At 72.2% G+C, this 25140-nt stretch carries 18 protein-coding genes and 1 riboswitch; of the genes, 4 read left to right on the plus strand and 14 right to left on the minus strand.

Annotated features, from left to right (window positions below; genetic code table 11):
• Positions 1-33: 33 nt before the first annotated feature.
• The 10 genes from OHA30_RS12205 to OHA30_RS12250 all read right to left on the minus strand — a co-directional run bounded on the left by OHA30_RS12205 (position 34) and on the right by OHA30_RS12250 (position 12449).
• A complete protein-coding gene (locus tag OHA30_RS12205; protein WP_405785604.1) occupies positions 34-750 on the minus strand; it encodes a transglycosylase family protein in 717 nt (238 codons plus the stop codon).
• A 4-nt stretch (positions 751-754) separates the two neighbouring features.
• Positions 755-890: riboswitch (cyclic di-AMP (ydaO/yuaA leader) on the minus strand.
• A gap of 366 nt (positions 891-1256) precedes the next feature.
• Positions 1257-2192 carry a transglycosylase family protein gene (locus OHA30_RS12210; protein WP_328913844.1) on the minus strand — a complete coding sequence of 312 codons (936 nt, stop codon included), beginning with the start codon at positions 2190-2192 and terminating at the stop codon, positions 1257-1259.
• Positions 2193-2447: 255 nt separating this feature from the next.
• Positions 2448-3893, minus strand: a complete 1446-nt coding sequence (locus tag OHA30_RS12215) for a cytochrome P450 family protein (RefSeq protein WP_405785603.1) — start codon at positions 3891-3893, stop codon at positions 2448-2450.
• Between the two features lie 47 nt (positions 3894-3940).
• Complete coding sequence (locus OHA30_RS12220; RefSeq protein ID WP_328913845.1) at positions 3941-4966, minus strand: nucleoside triphosphate pyrophosphohydrolase; 1026 nt, start codon at positions 4964-4966, stop codon at positions 3941-3943.
• 34 nt (positions 4967-5000) lie between these two features.
• On the minus strand, positions 5001-5657 hold the full coding sequence (locus OHA30_RS12225; protein WP_328913846.1) for a SurA N-terminal domain-containing protein: 657 nt from the start codon (positions 5655-5657) through the stop codon (positions 5001-5003).
• Between the two features lie 259 nt (positions 5658-5916).
• Positions 5917-7011 carry a glycoside hydrolase domain-containing protein gene (locus OHA30_RS33960; RefSeq protein WP_405785602.1) on the minus strand — a complete coding sequence of 365 codons (1095 nt, stop codon included), beginning with the start codon at positions 7009-7011 and terminating at the stop codon, positions 5917-5919.
• A 238-nt stretch (positions 7012-7249) separates the two neighbouring features.
• On the minus strand, positions 7250-7960 hold the full coding sequence (locus OHA30_RS12235) for an HNH endonuclease family protein (RefSeq protein WP_328913847.1): 711 nt from the start codon (positions 7958-7960) through the stop codon (positions 7250-7252).
• A gap of 69 nt (positions 7961-8029) precedes the next feature.
• Complete coding sequence (locus OHA30_RS12240) at positions 8030-9565, minus strand: serine/threonine-protein kinase (protein WP_328913848.1); 1536 nt, start codon at positions 9563-9565, stop codon at positions 8030-8032.
• Complete coding sequence (locus OHA30_RS12245) at positions 9562-10173, minus strand: hypothetical protein (protein WP_328913849.1); 612 nt, start codon at positions 10171-10173, stop codon at positions 9562-9564. The genes OHA30_RS12240 and OHA30_RS12245 overlap by 4 nt, the downstream gene beginning before the upstream one ends.
• 218 nt (positions 10174-10391) lie before the next feature.
• Positions 10392-12449: an N-6 DNA methylase gene (locus OHA30_RS12250; RefSeq protein ID WP_328913850.1), complete on the minus strand. Its 2058-nt coding sequence runs from the start codon at positions 12447-12449 to the stop codon at positions 10392-10394.
• A 226-nt stretch (positions 12450-12675) separates the two neighbouring features.
• Between OHA30_RS12250 and OHA30_RS12255 the strand changes: the two genes are divergently transcribed.
• The 3 genes from OHA30_RS12255 (at position 12676) to OHA30_RS12265 (ending at position 16057) form a co-directional block, all read left to right on the plus strand.
• Positions 12676-13359 (plus strand): hypothetical protein, encoded by a 684-nt coding sequence (locus OHA30_RS12255; RefSeq protein ID WP_328913851.1) that lies wholly within the window; start codon positions 12676-12678, stop codon positions 13357-13359.
• Between the two features lie 75 nt (positions 13360-13434).
• Entirely contained in the window at positions 13435-14238 is an 804-nt protein-coding gene (locus tag OHA30_RS12260; protein ID WP_328913852.1) for a hypothetical protein, read from the plus strand.
• Between the two features lie 160 nt (positions 14239-14398).
• Positions 14399-16057, plus strand: a complete 1659-nt coding sequence (locus tag OHA30_RS12265; RefSeq protein ID WP_328913853.1) for a DUF2079 domain-containing protein — start codon at positions 14399-14401, stop codon at positions 16055-16057.
• A 27-nt stretch (positions 16058-16084) separates the two neighbouring features.
• On the opposite strand, the gene OHA30_RS12270 is transcribed toward OHA30_RS12265, so the two are convergent.
• The 4 genes from OHA30_RS12270 to mfd form a co-directional block, all read right to left on the minus strand.
• On the minus strand, positions 16085-17008 hold the full coding sequence (locus OHA30_RS12270) for a TolB family protein (protein WP_328913854.1): 924 nt from the start codon (positions 17006-17008) through the stop codon (positions 16085-16087).
• A 143-nt stretch (positions 17009-17151) separates the two neighbouring features.
• Entirely contained in the window at positions 17152-18249 is a 1098-nt protein-coding gene (locus OHA30_RS12275) for a glycoside hydrolase family 19 protein (protein ID WP_328913855.1), read from the minus strand.
• Positions 18250-18388: 139 nt separating this feature from the next.
• On the minus strand, positions 18389-18763 hold the full coding sequence (locus tag OHA30_RS12280; protein ID WP_328913856.1) for a nuclear transport factor 2 family protein: 375 nt from the start codon (positions 18761-18763) through the stop codon (positions 18389-18391).
• Positions 18764-18912: 149 nt separating this feature from the next.
• The gene (gene mfd / locus OHA30_RS12285; protein ID WP_328913857.1) at positions 18913-22455 is read right to left on the minus strand and encodes a transcription-repair coupling factor; all 3543 of its coding nucleotides are present in this window, start codon (positions 22453-22455) and stop codon (positions 18913-18915) included.
• A 345-nt stretch (positions 22456-22800) separates the two neighbouring features.
• Here mfd and OHA30_RS12290 point away from each other — a divergent pair, with 345 nt between their 5' ends.
• Complete coding sequence (locus tag OHA30_RS12290) at positions 22801-25023, plus strand: N-acetylmuramoyl-L-alanine amidase (RefSeq protein WP_328913858.1); 2223 nt, start codon at positions 22801-22803, stop codon at positions 25021-25023.
• Positions 25024-25140 lie beyond the last annotated feature (117 nt).

A 25140-nucleotide genomic window follows, 5' to 3' on the forward strand; every position in this document is an offset into this window, starting at 1 on the left:
GGGGCCCGAACGGCGGTGTCCCTACGAGCCGGCTCAGCCGAGACGCAGGTGCTGACCCGGGTAGATCAGGTCGGCGTCCTTGACGGTGCTCTTGTTGAGCTCGTACAGCTTGTGCCAGCCGCCGTTGACGTGGTGCGACGCGGCGATCTGGGACAGCGTGTCGCCGGAGACGACGGTGTACGCGCCCTTCTGGGCGTGCCGGGTCCAGGACGAGGCGTGGTGGCCGCTCGACGCGTGCGACGAGGAACCGCCGGTCGACGGGGTCGTGGTGGAGGGCGCCGGGGTCGAGGGCTTGGGAGTCGACGGCTTGGGGGTCGACGGCTTCGGCGTGGAGGAGCCGGAGGAGGACGACGACGAGCCCGACGGGTTGATGTCCGGGGCCGGGCCGCCGGAGGTCAGACCGCCGGCGGAGGCGCAGGACCAGGCGCCCGGGCCCTGGAGGGCGAGCAGCTTCTCGGCGACGGCGATCTGCTGGTCCTTGGTGGCCAGGTCGGCGCGCGACGCGTACTGCAGGCCGCCGGCCGCTGCCCAGCTGGACTGCGAGAACTGCAGGCCGCCGTAGTAGCCGTTGCCGGTGTTGATGGACCAGTTGCCGCCGGACTCGCACTGCGCGACGGCGTCCCAGGTGGCGACCGAGGCGGCGGAGGAGGCGGTGGCGCCGATCAGCGGGACGGCGACGGCCGCGGCCCCGACCATTCCGGCATATGTGGTGTAACGGACGAGCTTTGAGGCACGACGGTGCTTACCCATGATGATTTGTCCTCACCGACGCCTACGAGGTCAGCTGTCGGGTTCGGACGTGAGTTGCCCGGCCTGGCCCCGCTTGGACACGGAGCCACGGCTTCACCCCGAGCCGGTCCTTGCCGTACGTGCCGCAGCGGGCTGCTGTCCGGTGCTGCGTGGCGTACGGCCGGGTCCGGCGAAGGACTTTGGGTCCCCCGCTCCTGCCTGCGGCGCTTTCGCGTCGACTGTTCCCGTCGGCCGGCGGCAGGACTCGGCGTTCCGTACCAACGGGGCTCGCTGTGGCGAGCGATAAGACGTTAAGCACACCCCGGGGAGTAGTTCAATAATTCGATTGTGGATCACCAACCGCGCTCCCCCACCCGGCGGGTAGGGAGAAGCGCAGGTCGGAAGGCCCGATTTGAGCGCTCTGCGAGCAGACGGTCACAGGGTCCGAGGAGACGCTTGTCACATCTTCCCGAGCGACCGAAAAGCGGTATGTCCGTTTTGCTTCTCGGGCGCTAAGAGCCTTTGCCTCAGCCGAGATTGAGGATCTGTCCGGGTTTGATGAGATTCGGGTCGTCTCCGATGACCGTCTGGTTGGCCGCGAAGAGATGCCGCCAGCCGCCGTCGACGTGATGGGCGGCCGCGATGCCGGACAGCGAGTCGCCCGCGTCGACGGTGTAGTCGCTCCCAGGGACCTGCGGAGTGCCGCCGGTGGTGCCGTCGTTCGCCGTGCCGGTGCCGTCGCCCGTGGCCGCCGTGTCGTCGTCGTTCTCGGTGACGGCGTAGACCTGGGTCCGGGACGCCCGGTCGGCGGCGGCGAGTTCCTCGTCGGTCGGGCTGTACGGCTTGGCGTGGCGTCCGCCACCCGGCGAGGCGGTGCCCGTCGGGTCCGGGTCGCCGGGCGCGGTGGTGACGGGCGCGCCGGGGTCGGTCGTGTCCACGGGCGCGGAGGGGTCCGCGGTGGGCGCGTCGGGCGTGGTGGAGGCGACCGGTGGGGCCGAAGTCACCGGAGGCGTCTGCGGGGCCGTGGTGGGGTCGGCGGTGGGCGTGGTGACCGGAGTCGTGGGAGTCGCCGGCGTGCTGTCGGCGGGGCTCGACGGCTGCGCGGTGGGCGCGGGCGTGTCGCCCGGGTCCACATCCGGCGTGGCGGTGTCGTCGAGCAGCCCCGTACCGGTCTCGCAGCCCGGCCAGGCGTTGGGGCCGATGGCGGCGAGGACCTTCTCGGCGACGGTGATCTGCTGCGCCCGGGACGCGAGGTCGGGCCGGTCGGCGAACACGTCGCCGCCGTACATGTCCCAGGTGTCCTGGGTGATCGCGAGGCCGCCGTAGAAGCCGTTGTTGGTGTTGGCGCTCCACAGGCCGCCGGTCTCGCAGACGGCGACCTTGTCCCAGGTGCCGGCGTCGGCGGCGTGCGAGACGCCCGCGCCGAGCAGGGGGAGCGCGATTCCCGCGCCTGTCGCGGCCACGGTCACCATGGCCGCCGGCGCCTGACGGGGCCGTCGGTGCCGGCCGTTACCGGACGAGAGCATGCGGTCGCCTTTCGTCAAAGCCTTACGCGCCTGCGCGGGTTGACGTCGTGCCCAGACCCGCGCGTCGGTGAGGCATGGCGCGTCCGCGAGCCGTTCGTGCCTCGCGTTGACCGCAGAACGTAGCGGTGTTGGCCAAGGGATCACAAGTCGGTGTAGCGAGCGTCACGTCGGGATCACATTCCTGACACGACGTCACTTTGACTGCGACGCCTCGGGGGTGAAGGTCACCGGCAGGGTGCGCAGCCCCCGCATGATCAGGCCGCCGCGCCAGCGCAGCTCCTCCGGATCGACCGCGAGCCGCAGGTCCGGGAGGCGGGTCAGCAGTGTCCCCAGAGCGGTTCTGGCCTCCAGCCGGGCGAGTGGTGCACCCAGACAGTAGTGGATGCCGTGTCCGTAACCGAGGTGGGGATTGTCCCTGCGGGCCAGATCCACGGTGTCGGGCGCGTCGAAGCGGGCCGGGTCGCGGTCGGCGGCCGCGAGCACGACCAGGACCGGGTCGCCGGCCGCGATCGGCTGTCCGCCGACGGTGAGCGGGCTGGTGGCGTAGCGCCAGGTCGCCAGCTCCACCGGGCCGTCGTAGCGCAGCAGTTCCTCTACGGCCGTCTCCAGCAGATCGCCACCGGCCGGGGGGCGGGCCGGGTCCGTGCGCGCTTCTGCTTCCGTTGTCTCTTGGGGGTGCGCCTTCTTCCGGGCGCCGCGGGCCAGTTCGGTCTGGAGCAGGGCGCGGGGTTCGGGGTGGCGCAGGAGGGTGTGAACGCCGTTGCCGATGAGGTTCACGGTCGTCTCGAACCCGGCGAAGAGCAGGATGAAGGCCATGGCGGCGGCCTCGTTCTCCGTGAGGTGCTCGCCGTGGTCGCCGGCCCGGATCAGACCGGAGATCAGGTCGTCCCCGAGGTCACCGCGCTTGCGGTGGATCAGCTCGACGAGATACGCGCGGATGCGTTTCACCGAGCGCGCGACCCCGCCGCGGGGGCCGCCGCCGCTCTGACCGGGTGTGACATGTCGCACCATCATTCCGGCCCAGTCCCGGAAGTCGTCCTGGTCCTCGGCCGGAACGCCCAGCAGGTCGCAGATCGCGTAGATCGGCAGCGGGAAGGCGAAGTCGTGGATCAGATCGGCCTCGCCGTGCCGGGCGAAATTGTCGATGAGCCCGTCCGTCAGCTCCTGCACCCTCGGCCCGAACTCCGCCACCCGGCGCGGGGTGAACGCCTTCGACACCAGGCGCCGCAGCCGGGTGTGGTCGGGCGGGTCGATGTTCAGCAGATGAGTCATCAGATCCGCGCCGCGCTCGCCGGGGATCCCGGTCTTCCCCCTGGTCCGGGACTCCCCCGCGTGATGGACGGGGTTCTTGCTCAGCCGCCCGTCCGCGAGCGCCTCCCGCGCGTCGCCGTACCGCGTCACCAGCCACGCCCCCACGCCGCTGGGCAGCGTCGTCCACCGCACGGGCGCGTGCTCGCGCAGCCACGCGTACGCCGGGTACGGATCGGTGGCGAACTGCCACGAGAACAGCTCCGGCACCTCGGGGCCCGGGTCCGCGGGGCCGGACGGGACAGGGCACGACCCGGCGGGGCCGCCGTCCGAAGGACGGGAGGACGCCGGGCCGGCGGAAGCGGGACGCGGATTCGCGGGGTCGGTCACCCCCCGACGGTATCCGCCCCGGCCGGCGTCCCGGCCGGGCGTCCCCTTCACTCCTGCGGCGGTGCGGCCTCGGGTGTGACGGACTCCGCCTCGCGTATCGCGGCGCGGTAGCGGCGGGCGGCGTGGCGCAGGGCCGTCTCCGGGTCGATGCCCGCCGACTCGGCGGCGGCCGCCTCGGCCAGCAGATGGTCGCCGAGAGCGGTCTCGTCGTCGTAGAGGGGCGCGGGCGGACTGGCCGGGAGCGGCAGACCCGCGCGCCGGGCCCGCCCCGCGAGCTTCGCGGCCTGTGCCAGCGCCGGGGAGGCGAGCGGGACCCCGTCCGTGACCGACTCCCTGGATTTCTCGACCGCCTTGAGCCGCGCCCAGTTCTCCTGCACCTGCTCCGGGGTCTCCGCGACCTCGTCGCCGTAGATGTGCGGGTGGCGGTGGATGAGCTTGGCGACGAGCCCGGCGGCCACGTCGTCGATCCCGAAGGGCTCCTCCGGATCGCCCTCGGCAATCGCCGCGTGGAGGACGACCTGGAGCAGCACGTCCCCCAGCTCCTCGCGGATCGCCTCCCGGTCGCCCTGCTCGATCGCCTCGACCAGCTCGTACATCTCCTCGATGCCGTACGTGGCCAGATCCTCGTGGGTGCGCAGGCTGGTCCACGGGCACTCGGCCCTGATCCGGTCCATCACCTGCACCGCGTCGAGCAGCCGCGCGCCGGGCAGGTCGTACGAACCGGGCAGCAGCTCCAGGTCGGGCATCGCGACCCGCCCGGAGCCGCCGAGCCTGGCCAGCTCGTCGGTGACGGCCGGGTCTGCGCCGCCGGACGGCGGGAGATAGACGACGGTCCGGCCGCCCGCGGTGGCGTCCACCAGCTCCTGGCCGCTCGGGGTGGCGAGCTCGACCGCTGTACCGGCCTCCCGCAGATAGGGCAGCTGCGGGTGGTCCGGGTCGGCGCACAGCACGCGGTCGGCCTCGCGCAGCGTCTGCCACGCGGGCCAGGACAGCTGGCCGGGCGCGACCCGGTGGCTGGTGGTGAGCAGCACCAGCCGGCCGGGGGCGGCGGTCTCGTCGAGTTCTTCGTTCACCCTTCGAACGTACCCCGGACCACTGACAACGCGGTCACGCGCCGGCGTCCGGCTCCGGGATCACGGTCTTCTTGGCCACCCACGGGTCGGAGGTCGCGGCGATGGCGGCCTTCTTCCCGTCCCAGGTGCCGTAGCGCGGGTTGATGTGCACACCCAGCGAATTCGCGGTCTTGGACAGGGACGCGACGAGGGCCTGGTTGCCGCCGTCGCTGCCGGGCTGGAAACCGAGGCTCTGGATGAGCTTGCCGACCGCGACGTTGGAGCGGAAGAACTCGTCGGCACCGGAGGGCGCCACACCGTAGTTCTGGAGCAGCACCGCGTCGAGCTGCGCCTCGCTGCCGCCGAACTGGGCGAGCGCCGCCGCGTGCTCCCGCTGCACGTCGGCGTCGCTGACATGCAGCCCGGCGTCGCTGGTGGCCCGCGCGATCACCTCGTACTGCACGAGCATGCTCAGCGTCTGCGCCGACAGATTGCCGCTGCTCGCCAGCGCCTGCTCGCCCTGCGGGGACTTGCCCTCCTCGGTCCGCAGCGCGTCGACCCTCGCCTGGAGCGTGGACTCGGTGATCCGGTGGTCGCCGATGACGGCCGCTGCGCCCGGATGGGCCGGTCCCGACCCGCACGCGGTGAGGGCCGGTGCGGCGAGCAGCAGCCCCGCAACGGCGATCGAGACGGCTGTACGGCGGCGGACCATGGTGCCTCCCGGCGGGGAACAAGCCTCGCGATGCTGATGTGATGATCGAGCACGAGGATATGGAGCAAGAGCCACTGTTAGCCAGCACTCTGCGGAAGATGATCCCCTGGAGCGTACGGGCAATGGCTGTGCGAACGCCGCCGGGTGGCCCTTTCCCGTCGGCGCGGGGTCGGTTTCCCGCCGGTGGGAGGTCTGCTTCCCGCCGGGCGGGGTCCGTTTCCCACCGGCCGGGGGCCGGGCCGGTTGTCGTCGGCCGGGCTCAGCCGGTGACGGCGACCGGGGCGTCCCAGGCGTCGCGGTCGACGGTCAGCGACACGCCGCCGTAGGTCTCCTTCTGGTTGACCAGGTACTGGTGGCCCCGCCGGTGGCCGGTCCACAGGCCCGGCGAGAACGGGAATCCTGAGGTGGTGCTCGCGTTGCCGTCGTACTTGGCGTACCAGAGCGCGTCCGGCAGGTCGGGCACCGTGCCCTGGGCGTTCGCGACCACGGCCGCGCTGGAGGAGGTGAAACCGTAGAAACCCGCCCAGTAGCCGCGGGCGTGCACGGCCTTGTCCCACGCCTGGACATAGGTCAGCACCGAGTTGACGCACGCCGTGTCGCTCGCGTCATAGGACTCCATGTCCAGATAGACCGCGCTTCCGGCGCGCATGCCGAGCGCGGCGGCGTCCGCCACCGCGTCGGCGCCGTCGGAGGTGCCGAGGGAGGCCGCGTTGGAGGCGGTGATCCACTCGGGGTTGGCACTGGTCTGGCACGGCGGCTGGGCGCCGACGTACAGCGGGATCAGCCTCCACCCGGCGGCGCTCACGGTTCGCACCCAGGAGGCGGTCAGTTCCGGCTGGGCGCAACCTCGGTTGCGGCCGCCGACGTAGACGGCGGCCGCGCCGTACGGGGAGTTCGCGTGCCAGGCGCTCATCCGGCTCGCGCTCGGTGCGGTGCAGGTGTCGAAGGCGAGGCCGGTGAAGATCCGCGCGGTGGCCGGATGCGCGGGGCCGGGGCGGGTGGCGGGGGTGGCCGTCGGGGCGGTGGCTGCCTTGGTGGCGGCGCCCTTGGTGGCGCTCGCGGACGTCGTGGGGGTGGTGGTCGGGGTGCCGCTCGCCTTGGCCGTGCCGGACACCTTGGCGGACGGGCTCGCCTTGCCGCTGGGCGAGGGCGACTTGGCGCCGCTGCCGGAGGAGGCGAGCGGTGTGCCGGCGCCCTGGGCCGCGTCGACGGCGTCCGCCGGGTGTCCGTCCCCGGACGAACCGCCGTGCGTGACGGCCCCCGCGAGCGCGGCGCCGCCCGAGATGACGACCACGGCGGCGGCTATGGCGGCATAACGCCGCCATCTGGGCTTGGGCAGACGGCGACGCGACATGGAAGTCCTCGGACGGATCGGGACAGCGGGGCGGTGGGCGCGTGACGGCCGACCGGGCTCGCATGCGTCACAACGGAAGCACGGCAGAGCGGGGAAAGTATGACCGTACGCTGGTCGGTTGACAATTCTGGTGCTCTGTACCGGCCTTGGCACCGACGCCCGGGACGCCCCCGTATCGGCCGCGCGCCGGCCGGGCCCCGCTCCCCGCCGGCGCGGCCGTTCCGGAGGTCTGTCCCGCTCATCCGGCGGGCAGCGCCTCCTTCGGGCAGGTGGTGAGGACCGTGCGCATGGCGGCCTTCTCCCCCGAACTCACCCACAGGCCGTATTTCTTCTTCACCGCGACCTGCCGGGCCACATAGGCGCAGCGGTACCCCGTGTTCGGCGGCAGCCAGGTGGCCGTGTCACCGTCGCTCTTGCGGCGGTTGGTGGAGGCGTCGACGGCCAGCAGGTTGAGCGGGTCGTTCGCGAACTCCTTGCGGCGGTCCTTGGTCCACTTCTGGGCGCCCTTCTGCCAGGCGTCCGACAGCGCGACGGCGTGGTCGATGTCCACCTTGCTGGCGCCGCGCTTGTAGAGGATCTTGGTGCCGGTGTACGGGTCGGCGAGGCTGCCGCCGGTGACGATGCACTCCTTGGTGCCCGACCGGAAGGTGAGCTTCTTGAGATCGCGTTTGAGTATGTCGTCGCGGGTGTCGCAGCCGTTGTGGTCAACGTCCGCCCAGGCCGCGCCGAACTGGTCGCGCGCGTAACCCGTCTTCGTCGCCCGGCCCTTGACCGGCAGTGCGTTGGCCGCTTCGAGCGCGCTGCCGTGGGCGGCGCGGGGGGCCGAGGCGCCCGATGTCGGGCCGCCCTTGGGGTCCGCGCCGACGGTGGCGGCCTTGCAGCCCCCCAGACCGAGCGCCGCGGTGAGCACCGCGGCGCAGGCGAGGGTCCGGGATATTCGTATGTCCATGCACGCACCTCAGAAATGGTCGTCCGGGGGCGGCACACAGCGCACCGACCCCCGCGGTCTCACTGCGTTTTATGCCTGTACCTGCCCCAACCAGGCGAGCGTACGGCGGATTTCAACCGGGAACGGATGATGCGGGCCGTGCACCCGCTCCGCGTCGTACAGCAACCGGGTCAGCACCTCACGGGCGCGCGGACGGTCGCCGACGGACAGCAGGAGGTGGCCCATCCGGCGCCGGATGTCGAGCGGGGGCGCGGGATCGGTGGCGGCGTACTGCTCGAAGTACGGCAGCAGCACCCGGTATTCGCTCAGCGCGGCGGCGGTGTCGCCGAGCTGTTCCAGACACTGCGCGGCCTCGTAGCGGAACTGCAGCGCCTGGCGGTCCGCCCCGCCGTACTGGGACGCGAACTGCTCCGACAGCCGCCGCAGTTCGGGCAGCGCCCGCCGGTACTGGCCGTCCTCCATCAAGGTCGCCGCGTACTGCTTGCGCAGGGCCCGCAGCACCGGGGAGTGCTCACCGTGCTTCTCGGCCGCGGCCGGGAGGATGCCACCGAGCATGTCGACGGCCCGGGTGATCCGCCCGGCGTCCAGCAGCCGCTTGACCTCGTCGACGGCCGTGGCCAGGTCGGCGCCCGCGGGCGCGGCGGCCGGGGCGGGTCCGGGGCCGGCGGCCGGCGGCTGGGCGACCCGGTCGGGCCAGGGCGCGTGCGGGCGAAGAAACGGCCGGGTGGGGTCCATCGGGCCGAGCCGGCCGTGCTGGGCGGCGGCTCCGGGGACGGGCAGCAGCGCCGCCAACTCCCGGTAGACGTCCTGGGCGTCGGCCGGCCGGTGCTGCGGGTCCTTGGCGAGCAGCCGCAGCACCAGGGACTCCAGCGGCTCCGGCACCTCGGGGCGCACCTGCCGCAAGCGCACCGGCGCCTCGTACAGGTGGCGGTGCAGCACGCCGAGCGCGGTGGTGCCGGCGAACGGCACATGGCCGCTGAGCAGTTCGTGCAGCAGCACCCCGAGCGCGTACAGGTCCGTGCGCGGTCCGACGGCGCCGCCCATGGCCTGCTCCGGCGCCATGTACGCGGGGCTGCCGATCGGTGAACCGGTGTGCGTGAGCCGGGTGGTGTCGGTGTCCATCACGGACGCGACGCCCAGGTCGAGCACGGTGACCGTACCGTCCGGCTTGATCATCACATTGCGCGGCTTGAGGTCGCGGTGGACGATCGGCACGGCGTGGACGGCGGACAGCACGGCGCACAACTGGGCCGCCACGGCGACCGCCCACGGCCACGGGTAGGGGTCGTGCTCGGCGAGATGGTCACCGAGGTCGGCACCGTCGACGTACTGCATCACCAGATACAGCTCGTCGCCGTCCCCGCCCGCGTCGTGGACAGTGACCAGGCCGGGGTGGTCGACCTGGGCGGTGACCCGGCACTCGCGGTCGAACCGCCGGCGCAGCTCCGTGACGTCCTCGCCGCCCGCGACCTTGTCGGGCCGCAGCAGCTTCACGGCGACCCTGCGGTCGAGCCGCCGGTCGTACGCGGTCCATACCTGACCCATGCCGCCCTGGCCGATGATGGTGGCCAGCTCGTACCGCCCGGCGATGAGCCGACCGATCACCTGCCCTCCTCCTTGCGGAGGAAGTCACTCAACTCGTCCAGCTCAGCCCGGACCTGATGGATCCTCGGCCCTGCGGGAGGCGTGGGCGCGGCCGACGGCACAGGCGGTGCGGCCTGCGGGGGCCGGGGCTGCTGCCCGTAGCCGTAGGGCGGCCGCCCGGGGACACCGGGCGCGCCGGTTATCCGCCCGGGCACCTGGCCCGGCATGACGCCGGAGGCATAGGGGTTCGGCTGCATCGGCGGGACGGGCGGTACCGCCCGCGCCCTGCGGGCGGCGGTGTCGGCCCAGAGGAAGTCCATGATCAGGAAGTACACCGGCGTGGCGCACATGCACACCAGCACACAGCCGGCCCCGAGGTTGCTCTGCCAACTGCTCTCGTCGTCCGCGCTGCCCGCCAGGACGAACCCGCCGACCCCGACCGCGCCGACGATCACCGTCAGGGCCCAGTCCAGGGTGCGCTTGCGCAGCAGGGCCACCCGCAGCATCGATCCCCAGGCGCCGACCGCGAGAGTGACCACGGGCAGAACGGCGAAGAGCACACGCAGCCCGATGACCGTCCCACTGCTGGTGGGAGGGGGCGGCGGCGGAGCGGTGCCGTGGCCGTACATCGTGTGCTCCTGGTCGTCGATGCGAATGGCGTGCGGAGGCTTACCCGGTACGGGCGTTGCCGTGATGCGGATCTGCTCTTCTGATGTGTCTTCCGATACGGCAGACGGTCGGGCGACCGCGCTGAACGGACCCCCACGCCGACCGGTCGGCGGGTACAGAGCGAGCGTATCGGCCGAGGCGGACAGCCGTCGCCCGCTCCGGCAGGTCCTGTGGATAACTATTCGGGACGTACCGTGCCGTCGGTCAGGCCGTCGTGCAGCCCCTGGACAAGCTGCTCGCCGAGCTGGGACGCCTGGCGCAGCGCCTCCTCGAACCCGGCGAGGGTACGGAAGCGGGCCCCGTAGCGACGCTGGTCGGCCAGGGGCAGACGTGGGACCTGGAGCCGTCGGACGTCGAGCCGGGTGGCGGTGGAGGCATAGCTGCTGGCCTGCCGGTTGTTGGCGGTGCCGCGCAGAAAGCCGGCCAGGAACCACGGGTCGAGTGCGGCGGTGTCCGGACGCAGCAGATACAGATTGCGCCCGAGCGCCGCGCCCGCCTGCGCCGCGTCCACGACCCTGGCCACCGCCCCGCCGCCGAGCACCGGCACCACCACGTCGCCGGGCTCGGTGAGCACCGGCTCCTCGACGGGAACCCCCGGTGGCGCGGCCGGAAGTATGCCGGTGGGCCCGCCACCGCCGATCACGTCGTGTTCGGTGAGCACGGCGGGCACCGGGCCGGTGTCGTCCGGAGGCGCGGTGCCCGCACCGCCGGCCTTCATCGACAGCGCGCCCGCGCGGGCGAGTTCACCGATGGTGGTGGTCGGCCAGTGGGCGGGCTCGCCGGGCGCGGCCGGTGCCGGGGCCAGCTCCGAGGTGCGGCGCAGGCTCGCGGCCAGCCGGTCCCGTACCGCGTCGAGGGCCGCGGCTCCGCCCGCGGTGGCGGGCGGCGGCAGGTGCCGGGCGGGTGCCAGGTCCACGTCGTCGTCGAGGAGTTCGATGACGGGCAGCGCGCGGCTGACGCCGGGACGGGCCTCCGCCGCGCCGAACTTCTCAAAGGCGTGCCAGGCGTCGAGCACAGCCGCCCTGACCGTGTGCCAGGGCGCCTTCTCCGCGCCCTGGGTGGGGACGGCGGCCGCGTCGACGAGCAACAGATAGGGGGCGGGCCGTGTTTCGGCGCCGGGTCTGCGCAGCACCCACAGATGCAGCGGAATGCCGTACGGCGGTGCGGCTCCGGCGGGCAGCGCTATCACGGCCCGCAGTGCGCCGCGGCGCAGCAGATCGGCCCGGATGCGACGGCCGGAGCGGCGGGACGCGGCGGCGGGCGGCATGAGCATCACGACAGTGCCGCCGTCGCGGACATGGGCCATCGCATGCTGGAGCCAGGCGAGTTCGGATTCCGTACGAGCAGGGAAGCCGTACTCCCAGCGGGGGTCGTATCCCAGCTCGTCGTGGCCCCAGTTGCGGTCGTTGAACGGCGGATGGCAGAGCACGGAATCGACCGTCAGGCCGGGGAAGGCGTCGGCCCGCAGGCTGTCCGCGGTGCGGATCCGGACACGGACGGTCGGGTCGGTGGCGAGCGCGAGCCGCAGCGCGGTGAGCGCGGCAAGCTCCGGCTCCGCCTCCTGCGCGTGCACGGCCTCGACGGCGCCCGCCGCGCGCAGCAGTGAGCCGGTGCCGCAGGCCGGATCGAGAACGCTGCGCGGCGGATCGCCGGCCAGGGCCGCCATCAGCTCGGCGGGGCCGTGCGGAGTGAGGGTGAACTGCCGTGGGTTGGCGTCGAGATAACGGCCGAGCAGGAATTCGTACGCCTGGCCGGGGCCGGTCTCCAGGGCCAGCTCGGCGGTGGCGCGCAACAGCGGAACCGCGGGGGCGAGCGAGTCGGGCAGCTCCACCGGGTGGCCGGTGCCGAGCCGGCCGTTGAGGGCGGAGGTCAGGTCGGCGGGCAGTCGGGCGGCCAGTTCGGCGTCGGAGGTGCCGATGTAGGAGACAGAGATCTCCGGCCGTTCACGGATCAGCAGCAGCAGCGATCCGGCGAGCCGGAGGGCCGCGGGGGTGCCCGCCGGATGGCTGTCGGCCTGCTGCCAGACCCGCTCGCGCAGGGGGACGGCGGCGAGCTTGCCCTGGTCCCGCAACCAGCGCTCGACAGCGGTGAGCCGGAAGGTCGGGCTGGTCTCCGTGCCTCCGACGGGCTTGGGAAAGTCGCCGTGACGGCGGCGCCAGTTGCTGACCGCGGCACGTCCGACCCCCGCCAGTCTGGCGATTCCCGCCGCGGTCACCTCGCTTGAGTTCTCCGGCACCGCCCCGCTCCTTCCCCGTCGGCCGTCGGCGCTTCCACGCCCACGACCCCTTTGTACGCGTCGATCGCGCGTGATTTCGAGCATACCCACGGATGCCCATGAACCCACTTCACGGCGTGGACATCACTCGTTCGAGTTTCACTGTTGACTCGGTTCACACGTCATGTTGTTATTGACCGGACGGTTCACCGAGCCACCAGGGCTCACCGATCGCAGGGGGTATCCCATGTCCAGGTCTTCGCTCACCTCGCTCGTCGCCGCGAGTGCCACCGCAGCTGTGATCGCGCTCGGCGCGGTCGCGTGCGGTCCGGCGGACGACACCGGCTCCGCGGCTCCTTCCGGCTCCGACGGAAGCACGGCCTCCGCGCCTGCGAAGCAGCAGGACAAGAAGCCCGCGGACAAGCCGGCCGAGAAGGCGGCCTTCAAGGGCAGCGGGACCTACCAGGTCGGCTCGGACGTCCAGCCCGGCACCTACCGGACCACCGGCAACGACGACGGCATGTGCTACTGGGAGCGCAGCAAGGACGCCAAGGGCGACACCGACTCGATCCTGGCCAATGACAACGTCACCGGCAGCAGCTACGTGACGATCAAGAAGACCGACAAGTTCTTCAAGTCCACGGACTGCAAGGACTGGTTCGCCGTGACCGCCACGAAGTCCGGCACCCCGAAGACCAAGGTGTCCGGGGACGGTATGTACAAGGTCGGCACGGACATAGCTCCCGGCACGTACAAGAGCACCGGGAACGCGGACGGCATGTGCTACTGGGAGCGCAGCAAGGACGCCCTGCACGGTATGGAGTCGATCACCGCGAACGACAACGTGACCGGCACCGCCATCGTGACCGTCGCCAAGTCCGACGCCTACTTCAAGAGCCAGGGCTGCGACGACTGGCGCAAGACCGGCTGACCCCGCGCGCCCGCGCTCACGACCACCACGCACGAACGGCGCGGCGCTCCGCCGTGCCTCGGGAAGGGCTCCACCATGAACGCCAACACCGTCCGGCGCGGCATCACGATCGCCGTGCTGTGCGCGACCGCCGCACTCGGACTCGTCGCGTGCGACGACAGCGGCGACACGTCGGCGAAAGCCACGTCGGGCGGTGCCGGCTCGGGCTCCAGCCCGAGCGCCGCCCCGAAGCCGACCACACCGAGCCCGACGCCGCCGGCCCTCGCCCAGTTGTCGGCCGACGAGATCGTTCACAAGGCCACGGACGCGATGACCTCCACGCGGTCGCTCACGGCCGACATGACGGGTGAGGAAGACGGCAAGCCGACCACCTTCCACCTGTCGCTGGACAGCAAGGGAGAGTGCACCGGCCACTTGACGGAGGGCAGCGCGAACGTCGAGATCATCTCGACCCGCACCCACTTCTACATGCGGGGGAACGACGCCTTCCTCAAGCAGATGGGCGACGGCACGGTGCAGTTGCTGCACGGCAAGTGGATGAAGACCGCCGCCACCAGCTCCACAGCCAAGGAGATGAGCAGCTTCTGCGACCTCGACGAGCTGCTCTCCGGATTCAAGGAGAAGGCCCACCGGCCGACGAAGGGCGCGCTGAGCACGCTCGACGGGAGACGGGTCATACCCGTCAGCGACAAGGACCCGAAGGACGGCTCGACGAGCACCGCCTACATCGCGGCCGACGACACCCCTTATGTGCTGAAGATCGTGACGGTCGGAGGCGATGACGCGGGCACCCTCCTGTTCGGCGACTTCGACAAGCCGGTGTCCGCCACCGCGCCGCCCGCCGGCCAGGTCGTGGACATAGACAAGCTGGGTTCCTGATCCTTCTCCGAGCCGGCCGGTCGCGACCCGTGGCGACCGGCCGGGCCGGGCCGGTTACGGCCACTGGGGGGATCACCGTGTCCTGTGGTCTCCCCGGGGCACAGCCTCGTCCCGTATCTTTTCCGGCAGACCGCGACCCAGCTTCCACGGGAGGACGACGATGGACAGGGCCGAGGCCGTGATCCCTGCGCAGGACACCCGTACGGCGCAGGCCACGGACACGGAGGGGACCGCGGCCGCACAGGGCTTCCGGTTCCGGGTCCCGGGAGCACGCCTGGACCCGTATCTGCTGGCTGTCGTCTTCTTCGTGGCGTACACGCTGCTGTCGGTGACGCGTTACCGGCGCATGCTCACGATGTCGTGGGACCTGGGCATCTTCGAGCAGGCGGTGCGGTCCTACTCACAGCTGCACGCGCCGGTCGCGGATCTGAAGGGGCCGGGGTTCAACATCCTGGGCGATCACTTCAGCCCGATCACCGCGCTGATGGCGCCCTTCTACCGGGTGTTCCCCACACCGGTCACGCTGCTGGTGGCGCAGGCACTGCTCTTCGCGGTGTCGGTGATCCCGATCGCCCGGGTCTCGGCACACCTGCTGGGACGGGGACGGGGCCTGGCGATCGGCACGGCCTACGCGCTGTCGTGGGGAGTACAGAAGGCGGTCGAGTTCGACTTCCACGAGATCGCGTTCGCGATGCCGCTGCTGGCCTTCGCGCTGGAGGCCGTGCTGCGCAGGCGGTGGGCGGCGGCGATGTGGTGGGCGCTGCCGCTGGTCTTCGTCAAGGAGGACATGGGCGTCACGGCAGCGGCGATCGGAGCGATCGTCTGGTGGCGCCTGCGGACCACCGCGGAACCGGAGCCGGAGACCGGCACCGGAGCCGTGGCGGAGAGCGTCGACTCGGCCGACGGCGAGCCGGAGGAAGCCAAGCCGGCGGAAGTCCGGTCGGCGCGGGCACAGGACGAGGACCAGGCCAGGGACCGGGACGAAAACGGGGCCGAAAACGGGGCCGAGGCCGGGGACGACGGGAAGGAGCCGCCGCTCAGCGACGCCCTGCGGTACGGCTTTTGGGCGATGGCGCTGACCGCGTTCGGAGTGGCCGCGTCGGCGCTGGCGTTCGCGGTGATCATCCCGGCGTTCAACCACACGGGCGGCTACGACTACTGGAACAAGCTCAGCGGCAATGGGGCGCCGATGCCGGGGCACATCCCGTTCGGCACCGCGGTGCACACCCTGCTGTGGATTCTGCTGCCGACCAGCGGGCTGCTGGCGCTGCGGTCTCCGCTGTTCCTGGCGGCGCTGCCGACGATCGGGTGGCGGTTCGTCTCGCACGACGACCACTACTGGGGGACGGACTGGCACTACAGCGCGGTGCTGATGCCGGTGATCTTCCTGGCGCTGGTGGACGCCGCGGCGCTGTCGCGCGGGAGCCGGCGACCGTGGCTGAGGTCGTACGCCTCCGGGGTACCGGCGGCGGCGGTCGGGGCGGCGCTGGCGCTGACTTTGACATTGCCGCTGGCCTCGCTCAGCCACGGGGACACCTACAAGGTGGACGCGCACACCAAGGCCGTCGAGAAGCTGCTCGACCAGGTCCCGGACGGCGCGACGGTGGAGGCCAACGTCGGTCCGATCAGCCGCCTGGTGCACCGCACGACGGTGTACTGGGTGGGCAACACCCCCGGGGTGAACCCGGACTACATCGTGATCGACAACTCGTCGGGGTGGGTGTCGGACCCGGTCACCTACGCCAAGCAGCTGCATCCGACGGCCACATACACCCAGCTCGTCAGCTCGGAGGGCTACGTCATCCTCCACCGCGACTGAGCGGGCCCGCGGGGGCGGCTCCCGGGATCAGTCCAGCGGATAGTCGACGTAGGCGAAGCGGCGGCTGTCGGGGGCCCAGCTGTTGACGTTGAGGCTGCCCTGGCCGCCGAAGAAGGCCAAAACGTCCCGCCGGCCGCCGCCGTCCGGGTCGATGACGCGCAGGATCACGTCACGGTCGGCCGGGTGGCCCTCGGTGCCGGGCGGGAAACTGATGTAGAGGATGTGGCGGCCGTCGGGCGAGGGGTGGGGGAACCAGTTGACCCGCTCGTCCGAGGTGAGTCGGGTGAGTTCGGAGCCGTCCGGGCGCATCCGGAAGAGCTGGGCATGGCCCGGAGTGGTCGCGCCGTGCTCGGAGTTGAAGAGAATCCAGTGGCCGTCCGGGGTGAATTCCGGACCGTCGGCGGGAGCGGCGCTGTCGGTCAGCCGGATGTCGGGGCCGCCGCCGGACGGCACGGTGAAGATGTTGCGGTAGCCCCACTCGTCGCCGCCGTGGGGTTCGACGCCGACATAGGCGAGGGTGCCGCCGTCGGGTGAGATGCCGTGCAGGAAGTGGCGGAAGGGGCCGGGCAGTTGCTCATTGGTGACCCGCCGGGTGGGGCCGCCCTCGAAGGGGACGGCGTGAATGTGCCCGTCCCCGGCCGACAGATAGATCGTGCGGCCGTCCGGGGAGAGCACATGGTCGTTGTTGGCGTCGGTGACGGAACCGGTGTCGATCACCTCGGGCCCGGGGCCGTCGCCGGGAGTGGCGTCCGCGGGGATCCGCAGAAGCAGCCCGTCCTGGTTGAAGACCAGCCAGCGGCCGTCCGGAGACCAGTTGGGCGCCTCCAGGGCGCTGTCCGCCGTCTCGTGGACCAGCCGCGGCTCGCCGCCGTCGATGTCCCCGACCAGCAGCCGGGCGCGCTGGCCGGGGGCGAGCGGCCGGATGTTCGTACCCGCAGCGGTGATCGTCACATCGGCACACTAACGTGCCCCGCTCCCGGAGGAGCGGGGCACGTCGGCCCCTGAGCGGCGGCGGACGCCGGAGCGGGAGCCCGAAGTGGGCGCTCGCGGTGGGCGCTCGCGGTGGGCGCCCGCGCCGGGCGGAAGGGGGCGGCTCAGCAGGAGAGGTTGTTGCCCGCGGGGACGCCGAGGAGGGACACAAAGCTCTGGTAGGCGTTGATGCGGCTCTGCACCTGGGCGGGGTTGCCGCCGTTGCACTCGATGCTGCCGTTGATGCTGCGGATGGTCTCGCCGAAGCCGGCGCCGTTGACCATGGCGTTGTGCGGGGTCATGGTGCCGGGGCCGGACTGGGTGTTCCAGTACCAGAGCCCGGTCTTCCAGGCGACCGCCGAGTCGGTCTGGACGAGGTTCGGGTTGTGCAGGAGGTCGATCCCGAGGGCGTCACCGGCCGCCTTGTAGTTGAAGTTCCAGCTGAGCTGGATGGGCCCGCGCCCGTAGTACGCGGCCTGCCCGGCCGGGCAGCCGTAGGACTGGCTCGTGTCGCAGTAGTGCGGGTAGTTGGCCGTGTTCTGCTCGACGATGTAGACGAGGCCGCCCGTCTCGTGGCTGACGTTGGCGAGGAAGGCGGCGGCCTCCTGCTTCTTGACGGTGTCGCTGCCGGTGTTGGCGAACCCGGGGTACGCGCTCAGCGCCGCGGTGAGGCCGCTGTAGGTGTAGAAGGAGTTCCGGTTCGGGAACATCTGGTTGAACTGCGCCTCGCTGACCACGAATCCACCGTTGTTCGGCGGGGTGGTGGGCGGCGTGGTCGAGCCGCCGCCGCAGGTGTACGGGTCCCAGTACCAGGTGCTGATCGTCGGGTCGTAGCCCGGGTTGTCGTGCGAGGCCCGGTAGAAGTTGCCGTTGGTGTATCGGACGATGTCGCCGGTGACATAGGCGTGGCCCGCGACCCAGGCCGGGTAGGAACAGGTGCCGCCGCTGCCGCCGGTCGTTCCGCCGCTGCCGCCCGAGGAGCCGCAGGAGCCCTGGTCGGCCCAGACGTCGGCGGCGCCGGGCGTCTCGCCCTGCGTCCACCACTTGGCCAGCCAGTTGTGGCTGTTGTAGGAGGCGGACATGCCGCCGGTGTAGACCGAGGACGAGTTCCACGCCGACGCGCAGGTGGCGGCGGAGGCGGTGGACGCCATGGGTACGAGGATCGCGAGGCCGACGGCGACCGCGAGGGCCGTCAGAAGGGCGATGATCCGCTGTCTCGACACGTGACCACTCCTTAGGGGGGATGAGTGGGGTCGAGGGAGCACTCAAACGCTTTGGTCTGGACCTGTCAAGGGTCCAGACCAATAATCAGCCTTCCGGGTGCCCGCGCCGATCCGGGAAAGGGCCGGCGCGGGCGGGTGTTCAGGCCGAGGCAGCGAGGTCGCCCGCGAAGACGATCATCTGGTCGATCCGGTCGTCGCGCAGGTGCACCACATCGGTGCCGGACAGCCGCGGACCGTCGTCGGGCGTGCTGAACACCCACTGGTAGCGCGCCCATTCCCCGGGAACGTCCACCTCCGAGCGCCGCGCCATGGTGCCCGGCCCGGCCGGATGACGCCGCATCTCAAGGACGAACCGCTCCACCGCCTCGGTCCCGTCACTGCGCCCCAGGGGTCCCCAGAAGATCACATCCGGCGTGAGGGCCTGGGACAGCAGTTCCGTGACATAGCTGTCGGCCGAGGCGTTGAAAGCCGCGATGAAGAGGTCGATGGCTGACTGAGCCGCTTTTTCCTGCATCAGCCTGTCCTACCAGAGCCGGTCGCCCTCCGTGGAGACCGCACACCTGACCGCACACCTGACCGCACGCAAACCCGGCGGCACCCCACACCGCCGCCGCGCCCGCACGCACCCCGGCCCGCCCGCACCCCCGGCCCGCACGGGCCGGCTCAGTTGTCCAGCACCGTCGTCAGGAACTCCGCCGTCCACTCCAGCAGTTGCCGCCCCACCACCGGCTTGCCGCCGATCCTGGCGGTGGCCGGGCGCGGCACCAGCACCTGCTTGGCCGCGTGCTTGATCACCGACCGCGGATAGATCCGCCCGAGCCGCAACTCCTGCGACTCGCGCAGGTCCACGGGCCCGAACCGCACATTCGCGCCCTGGAGCGTGATGTCGCTGACCCCGACCTTGCGGGCCAGCATCCGCAGCCCCGCGACCAGCAGCAGATTCTCCACCGGCTCGGGCAGCTTGCCGTACCGGTCGGAGAGTTCCTCCCGGACCGCCGTGATGTCCTCGGCCGAGTTCGCGGCGGCGATGGCCCGGTACGCCTGGAGCCGCAGCCGCTCGCCGGGCGCGTAGTCGTGCGGGACATGCGCGTCCACCGGAAGCTCGATCTTGACTTCGAGCAGCGTCTCCTCCGGCTCGCCGCCCGACTCCAGCGCCGAGCGGTAGTCGGCGACCGCCTCGCCCACCATCCGTACGTACAGGTCGAAGCCGACGCCCGCGATGTGCCCGGACTGCTCGCCGCCGAGCAGATTGCCCGCGCCGCGGATCTCCAGGTCCTTCATCGCCACGTACATGCCCGCGCCCATCTCGGTGTGCTGGGCGATCGTGGCCAGCCGCTCGTGCGCGGTCTCGGTCAGCGGCTTCTCCGGCGGGTACAGGAAGTACGCGTAGCCGCGCTCGCGCGAGCGCCCCACCCGTCCCCGCAGCTGGTGGAGCTGGGACAGCCCGAAGGTGTCACCGCGTTCCACGATGAGCGTATTGGCGTTCGGGATGTCGATACCCGACTCGACGATCGTCGTGGACACCAGGACGTCGAACCTCTTCTCCCAGAAGTCCACCACCACCTGCTCCAGCTGCGACTCCCCCATCTGCCCGTGCGCGGTGGCGATCCGCGCCTCCGGCACGATGGCCCGCAGCCGCGCCGCCGCCCGGTCGATGGACTCGACCCGGTTGTGGATGTAGAAGACCTGGCCCTCGCGCAGCAGTTCACGGCGGATGGCCGCGCCGATCTGCTTCTCCTCGTACGGTCCGACGAACGTCAGCACCGGGTGGCGTTCCTCCGGCGGGGTGGTGATCGTGGACATCTCCCGGATGCCGGTGACCGCCATCTCCAGGGTGCGCGGGATCGGCGTCGCGGACATGGTCAGCACGTCCACGTTCGCCCGCAGCTTCTTCAGCTGCTCCTTGTGCTCGACGCCGAACCGCTGCTCCTCGTCGACGATCACCAGCCCCAGGTCCTTGAACTTCGTCTCCGACGAGAACAGCCGGTGCGTGCCGATCACCACGTCGACCGACCCGTCCCGCAGCCCCTCCAGCACCGCCTTGGCCTCGCTGTCGGTCTGGAAGCGGGACAGCGCCCGTACGTTCACCGGGAACTGCGCGTACCGCTCGGAGAAGGTGCCGAAGTGCTGCTGCACCAGCAGCGTGGTCGGCACCAGGACGGCCGCCTGCTTGCCGTCCTGCACCGCCTTGAACGCCGCCCGCACCGCGATCTCCGTCTTGCCGTAGCCCACGTCGCCGCAGATCAGCCGGTCCATCGGCACGGACTTCTGCATGTCCTCCTTGACCTCGGCGATGGTGGTGAGCTGGTCGGGCGTCTCCACGTAAGGGAAGGCGTCCTCCAGCTCGCGCTGCCAGGGGGTGTCCGGACCGAAGGTGTGGCCAGGGGCGGCCATCCGCGCCGAGTACAGCCGGATCAGGTCGGCGGCGATCTCCTTGACGGCCTTCTTCGCCCGCGCCTTGGTCTTCGTCCAGTCCGCGCCGCCGAGCCGGTGCAGCGAAGGCGCCTCGCCGCCCACGTACTTGGTGACCTGCTCCAGCTGCTCGGTCGGCACGAAGAGCCGGTCGCCGGGCTGGCCGCGCTTGGCCGGGGCGTACTCCACCACCAGATACTCACGGGTCGCGCCCTGGACGGTGCGCTGCACCATCTCCACATAGCGGCCGACGCCGTGCTGCTCATGGACGATGTAGTCGCCACTGACCAGGGTCAGCGGGTCGATGGTCTTGCGGCGGCGGGACGGCATGCGTCCCATGTCCTTGGTGGACGACCGCTGCCCCGACAGATCGGTCTCGGTCAGCACCGCGAGCCGCAGCGCCGGGTCGATGAAGCCGTGCTCGATCGAGCCGGTCGCCACGTGCACGACCGACGGCGCCACCGTGGCCAGTTCGACGTCGAGGCGGGCCGCGATGCCCTCGCCGCCCAGCACCTCCACCATGCGGGCGGCCGGGCCGTGGCCCTCGGTGACGTACACCGTCCGCCAGCCGTCCGCGAGCCAGCCCTTGGTGTCGGCCAGCGCGCGGGCCGTGTCGCCCCGGTAGAGCTCGGGGGCGCGCATGCCCAGCCGCAGTGTGTCGCCGTCGTCCGGCAGGCCGGCCTCGTCGGCGGCGAAGGGGCTCACCGACCACCAGGGGGTGCCCAGTTCACGGGCCCGGTCGCGGACGTCGGCCAGCGACCACAGCGAGGCCGCGCCCAGGTCGACCGGCGCCTCGCCGCCGCCCGCGGACGCCGCCCACGACGCCTCCAGGAACTCCTGCGAGGTCGCCACCAGGTCACCGGCCCGGGTACGGACCCGCTCCGGGTCGCACACCACGGCCATCGTGCCGGCCGGCAGCACGTCGAGCAGCAGCTCCATGTCGTCCACGAGCACCGGCGCAAGGGACTCCATGCCCTCGACCGCGATGCCCTCGGCGATCTTGTCGAGCATCTCGCCGAGTTCCGGGTACTCGGCCGCCAGGGCCGCCGCCCGGGCCCTGACCTCCTCGGTGAGCAGCAGCTCACGGCAGGGCGGCGCCCACAGCCCGTGCTCGGCGACTTCGAGCGACCGCTGGTCGGCGACCTTGAAGTACCGGATCTCCTCGATGTCGTCGCCCCAGAACTCCACCCGCAGCGGGTGCTCCTCGGTCGGCGGGAAGACGTCCAGGATGCCGCCGCGCACCGCGAACTCGCCGCGCTTCTCGACCAGCTCCACCCGTGTGTACGCGGCCGCCGCCAGCCCCTCCACGACCGTGCCGAGGTCCGCGCTCTGTCCGCTGCGCAGGGCCACAGGTTCCAGGTCGCCGAGCCCCTTGACCTGCGGCTGGAGCACCGAGCGGATGGGCGCCACCACGACCTGCACCGGCCCGGCCGCCGCGTCGTCCGCGCTCGGGTGGGACAGCCGGCGCAGAACGGCCAGCCGTCGGCCGACCGTGTCGCTGCGCGGGGAGAGCCGCTCGTGCGGCAGCGTCTCCCAGGCCGGATACTCGACGACCCCGTCCGCGGGCAGCAGCGAGCGCAGCGCCGCGGCCAGGTCCTCGGCCTCCCGGCCGGTCGCGGTCACCGCAAGTACGGTGCGGCGCGCGCGGGCGGCGAGCGTGGCGATCACCAGTGGGCGGGCGGCGGGCGGGCCCACGAGGTCCACCTGCGGGCGGGCGCCGGAGACCGCCGCCGCCACCGCCTCCGCGAGGGCGGCGTCCTCGACGACGACGTCGACCAGACCGTTCAGACTCATGAGGTTTCCGTCCCGGGGAGAGCACGACGAACACGGGCCGCGCGCCGCCCCGGGAAGTCCCACGGGCAACGCGAGCCGCCCGACACGTGTCACGGGCCGGGGGTCTCTCAAGACTACGACCTGCCGCCGACACTCACCCCCCGGACCGCTCTCCCGCGGGCATCCCCCGAACGGCGGCACCCGCGCACAGCACAGCGGCGCCGCGCCGGGCCTCACGGTGGCGCCCCACGGACGTCACCCTCCGGGGTCGGCGCCGCCTTCCCGCCGGGGCTGCGACGTGCTGTTACTTTGCGCTTCCTTCTCCGTACTCACGGTGGTACGGCCAGGCCGACGCAGGGAGGGTCCGTGACGGACGAGCGGAAGAGCCGGGGCCGGGGCCGGGCGGTACGGTCACGGCGCGCGCGGGCGGTGGCGGTGGCCGCGCTGACGGCGGGCGCGCTGACAGGCGCGGGCCTGGCGGCCCAGGCGGCGCCGGCCGGGGCGGACGGCAGCCGCGCGGAGCCCGGGTCCACACTCCAGCGGGAGTTCGCGGCCGCGGCCGGGGAGTTCCACGTCCCCTTGGGCGTGCTGATGGCGGTCGCCTACCACCAGTCGCTCTGGGACGCGCACGGCGGGCAGCCGAGCACGACCGGCAACTACAACGTCATGGGACTGACCCACCTGGACGCCGCCGATCCGCGGTCCGCCACCCGGGACGCGGCGGGCCGGGGAAACGACCTGCGCGGCGAAGGCGTCACCCGCGCCCGGGCCCGTACCCCGGCCGACACCGCACCCGCGGACAGCGCCCGCACCCGGGCCCGTACCCCGGCCGACACCGCACCCGCGGACAGCGCCCCCTCAGCGAACGCCGCCGCGTACCGCACCCTGGACGCCGCCGCCGCGCTGACCGGCCGCCCTCCGGCCACGCTGCGCACCGACACCGGGCAGAACATCCGCGGCGGCGCCGCGCTCCTCGCCCGTTACGCGCGGGAGTCGACGGGCGGGCGCCGACTGCCCACCGACCCGGGCGACTGGTACCCGGCGGTCGAACGCTTCAGCCAGTCCCCCGACCCCCGGGGCGCGCGCCAGTACGCCGACCGCGTGTACGCCACCCTCAGGTCCGGCGCGAGCCGCGTCACCGCCGACGGCCGACGGGTCACGCTGGCACCGGAGCCCGAGGTCGCCCCGCGGGCCGCCACGCCCAAGAGCCCCGGCCCCATCTCCCCGACCGAGCCGGGAACCACGAGCGCGACCGCCACCGACGACGACACCCCGGACACCCCCGAGTGCCCCGCAGGCCTCGCCTGCGACGTCGTCCCCGCCGCCTACGCGCAGACCGACACGTCGGACAAGTCGAAGTACGGCAACTACGACAAGGCGAACCGCCCGGCCGACGGCGACACGATCCGCTACCTCGTCATCCACGACACCGAGGGCGGCTACGCGGGCTCCCTCCGCTCGTTCCAGGACCCGACCACGTACGCCGCCCCGCACTACATCGTCCGCTCCTCCGACGGCATGGTGACGCAGACCGTCCCCACCAAGGACATCGCCTGGCACGCGGGCAACTACTACGTCAACACGCACTCGCTCGGCATCGAGCACGAGGGCGTGGCCCTGTCCGGCGCGACCTGGTACACCGAGTCGCTCTACGAGTCCTCCGCCGCCCTGGTCCGCTATCTGGCCGGCCGCTTCGGCGTCCCGCTGGACCGGCAGCACATCATCGGACACGACGACGTACCCGCCCCGCAGACCGCGAACATCGCCGGCATGCACTGGGACCCGGGCCCGTACTGGAACTGGGCGCACTACATGGATCTGCTGGGCGCGCCCCTCGGTGCCACCGGCGGCGTCCCCGTGGTCGGCGGCACGGTCACCATCGACCCGCCGTTCACGTCGGCGAACGAGCCGGTGGTCACCGGGTGTTCGCCCAGCCCCTGCAAGGCCCAGCCGACCGACTTCGTCTATTTGCGCACCGGGCCGTCGCCGACGGCGCCGCTGATCTCCGACCCGGTGATGGCGGGCGCCGGGCTGGCGAACGGCACGACGCAGGCGTCCGACGTGAGCGACAAGGCCGTCGCCGGGCAGACGTTCGTGGTGGCCGAGGTGCGGGGCGACTGGACGGCGATCTGGTACGGCGGCCAGAAGGCGTGGTTCGCCGATCCCGGCGGCGCGTACGCGGTCGTGGGCGGCGCCGCCCGACAGGTCGTCACCCCGGCGGGCGACACCGCGGTCCCGGTGTACGGGCGCGCGTACCCGGAGGCGTCCGCGTACCCGGCGGTCCTGGCCGATGTCGCCCGCCGGAGCACGCAGACCGTGGCGCCGCTCGGCTGGACCCTCCCGGCGGGTCAGTCGTACGTGGCGGACGCGCCGGTGACCGGTGACTACTTCTACGCCGAGAACATCGATCAGAGCGCGCCCGGCGACGACACCCGGGTGGTGGGCACGACCGTCTACTACCCGATCCGCTGGAACCACCGGATCGCCTTCGTGAAGGCGAGCGACGTCACGGCGGGCCGGGCGACCGAGGACGGCACGGCGTCCGAGGCCCGCGCGGCCGCCGAAGCCCCGGCGGCCGCCGCCCGCTGAGGGCCGGTGGTGGTCCCCCACGGCAGGACGGCGGCCCCGGAGCGCGGGGGGTTGCGCTTACCGGGGCCGCCGCGTTCCTGCGGGGCGGGTGCCGGGGCCCCGAGGGGCGGCCCGGCA

The sequence above is a fragment of the Streptomyces sp. NBC_00223 genome (assembly GCF_036199905.1).
Lineage (GTDB): Bacteria > Actinomycetota > Actinomycetes > Streptomycetales > Streptomycetaceae > Actinacidiphila.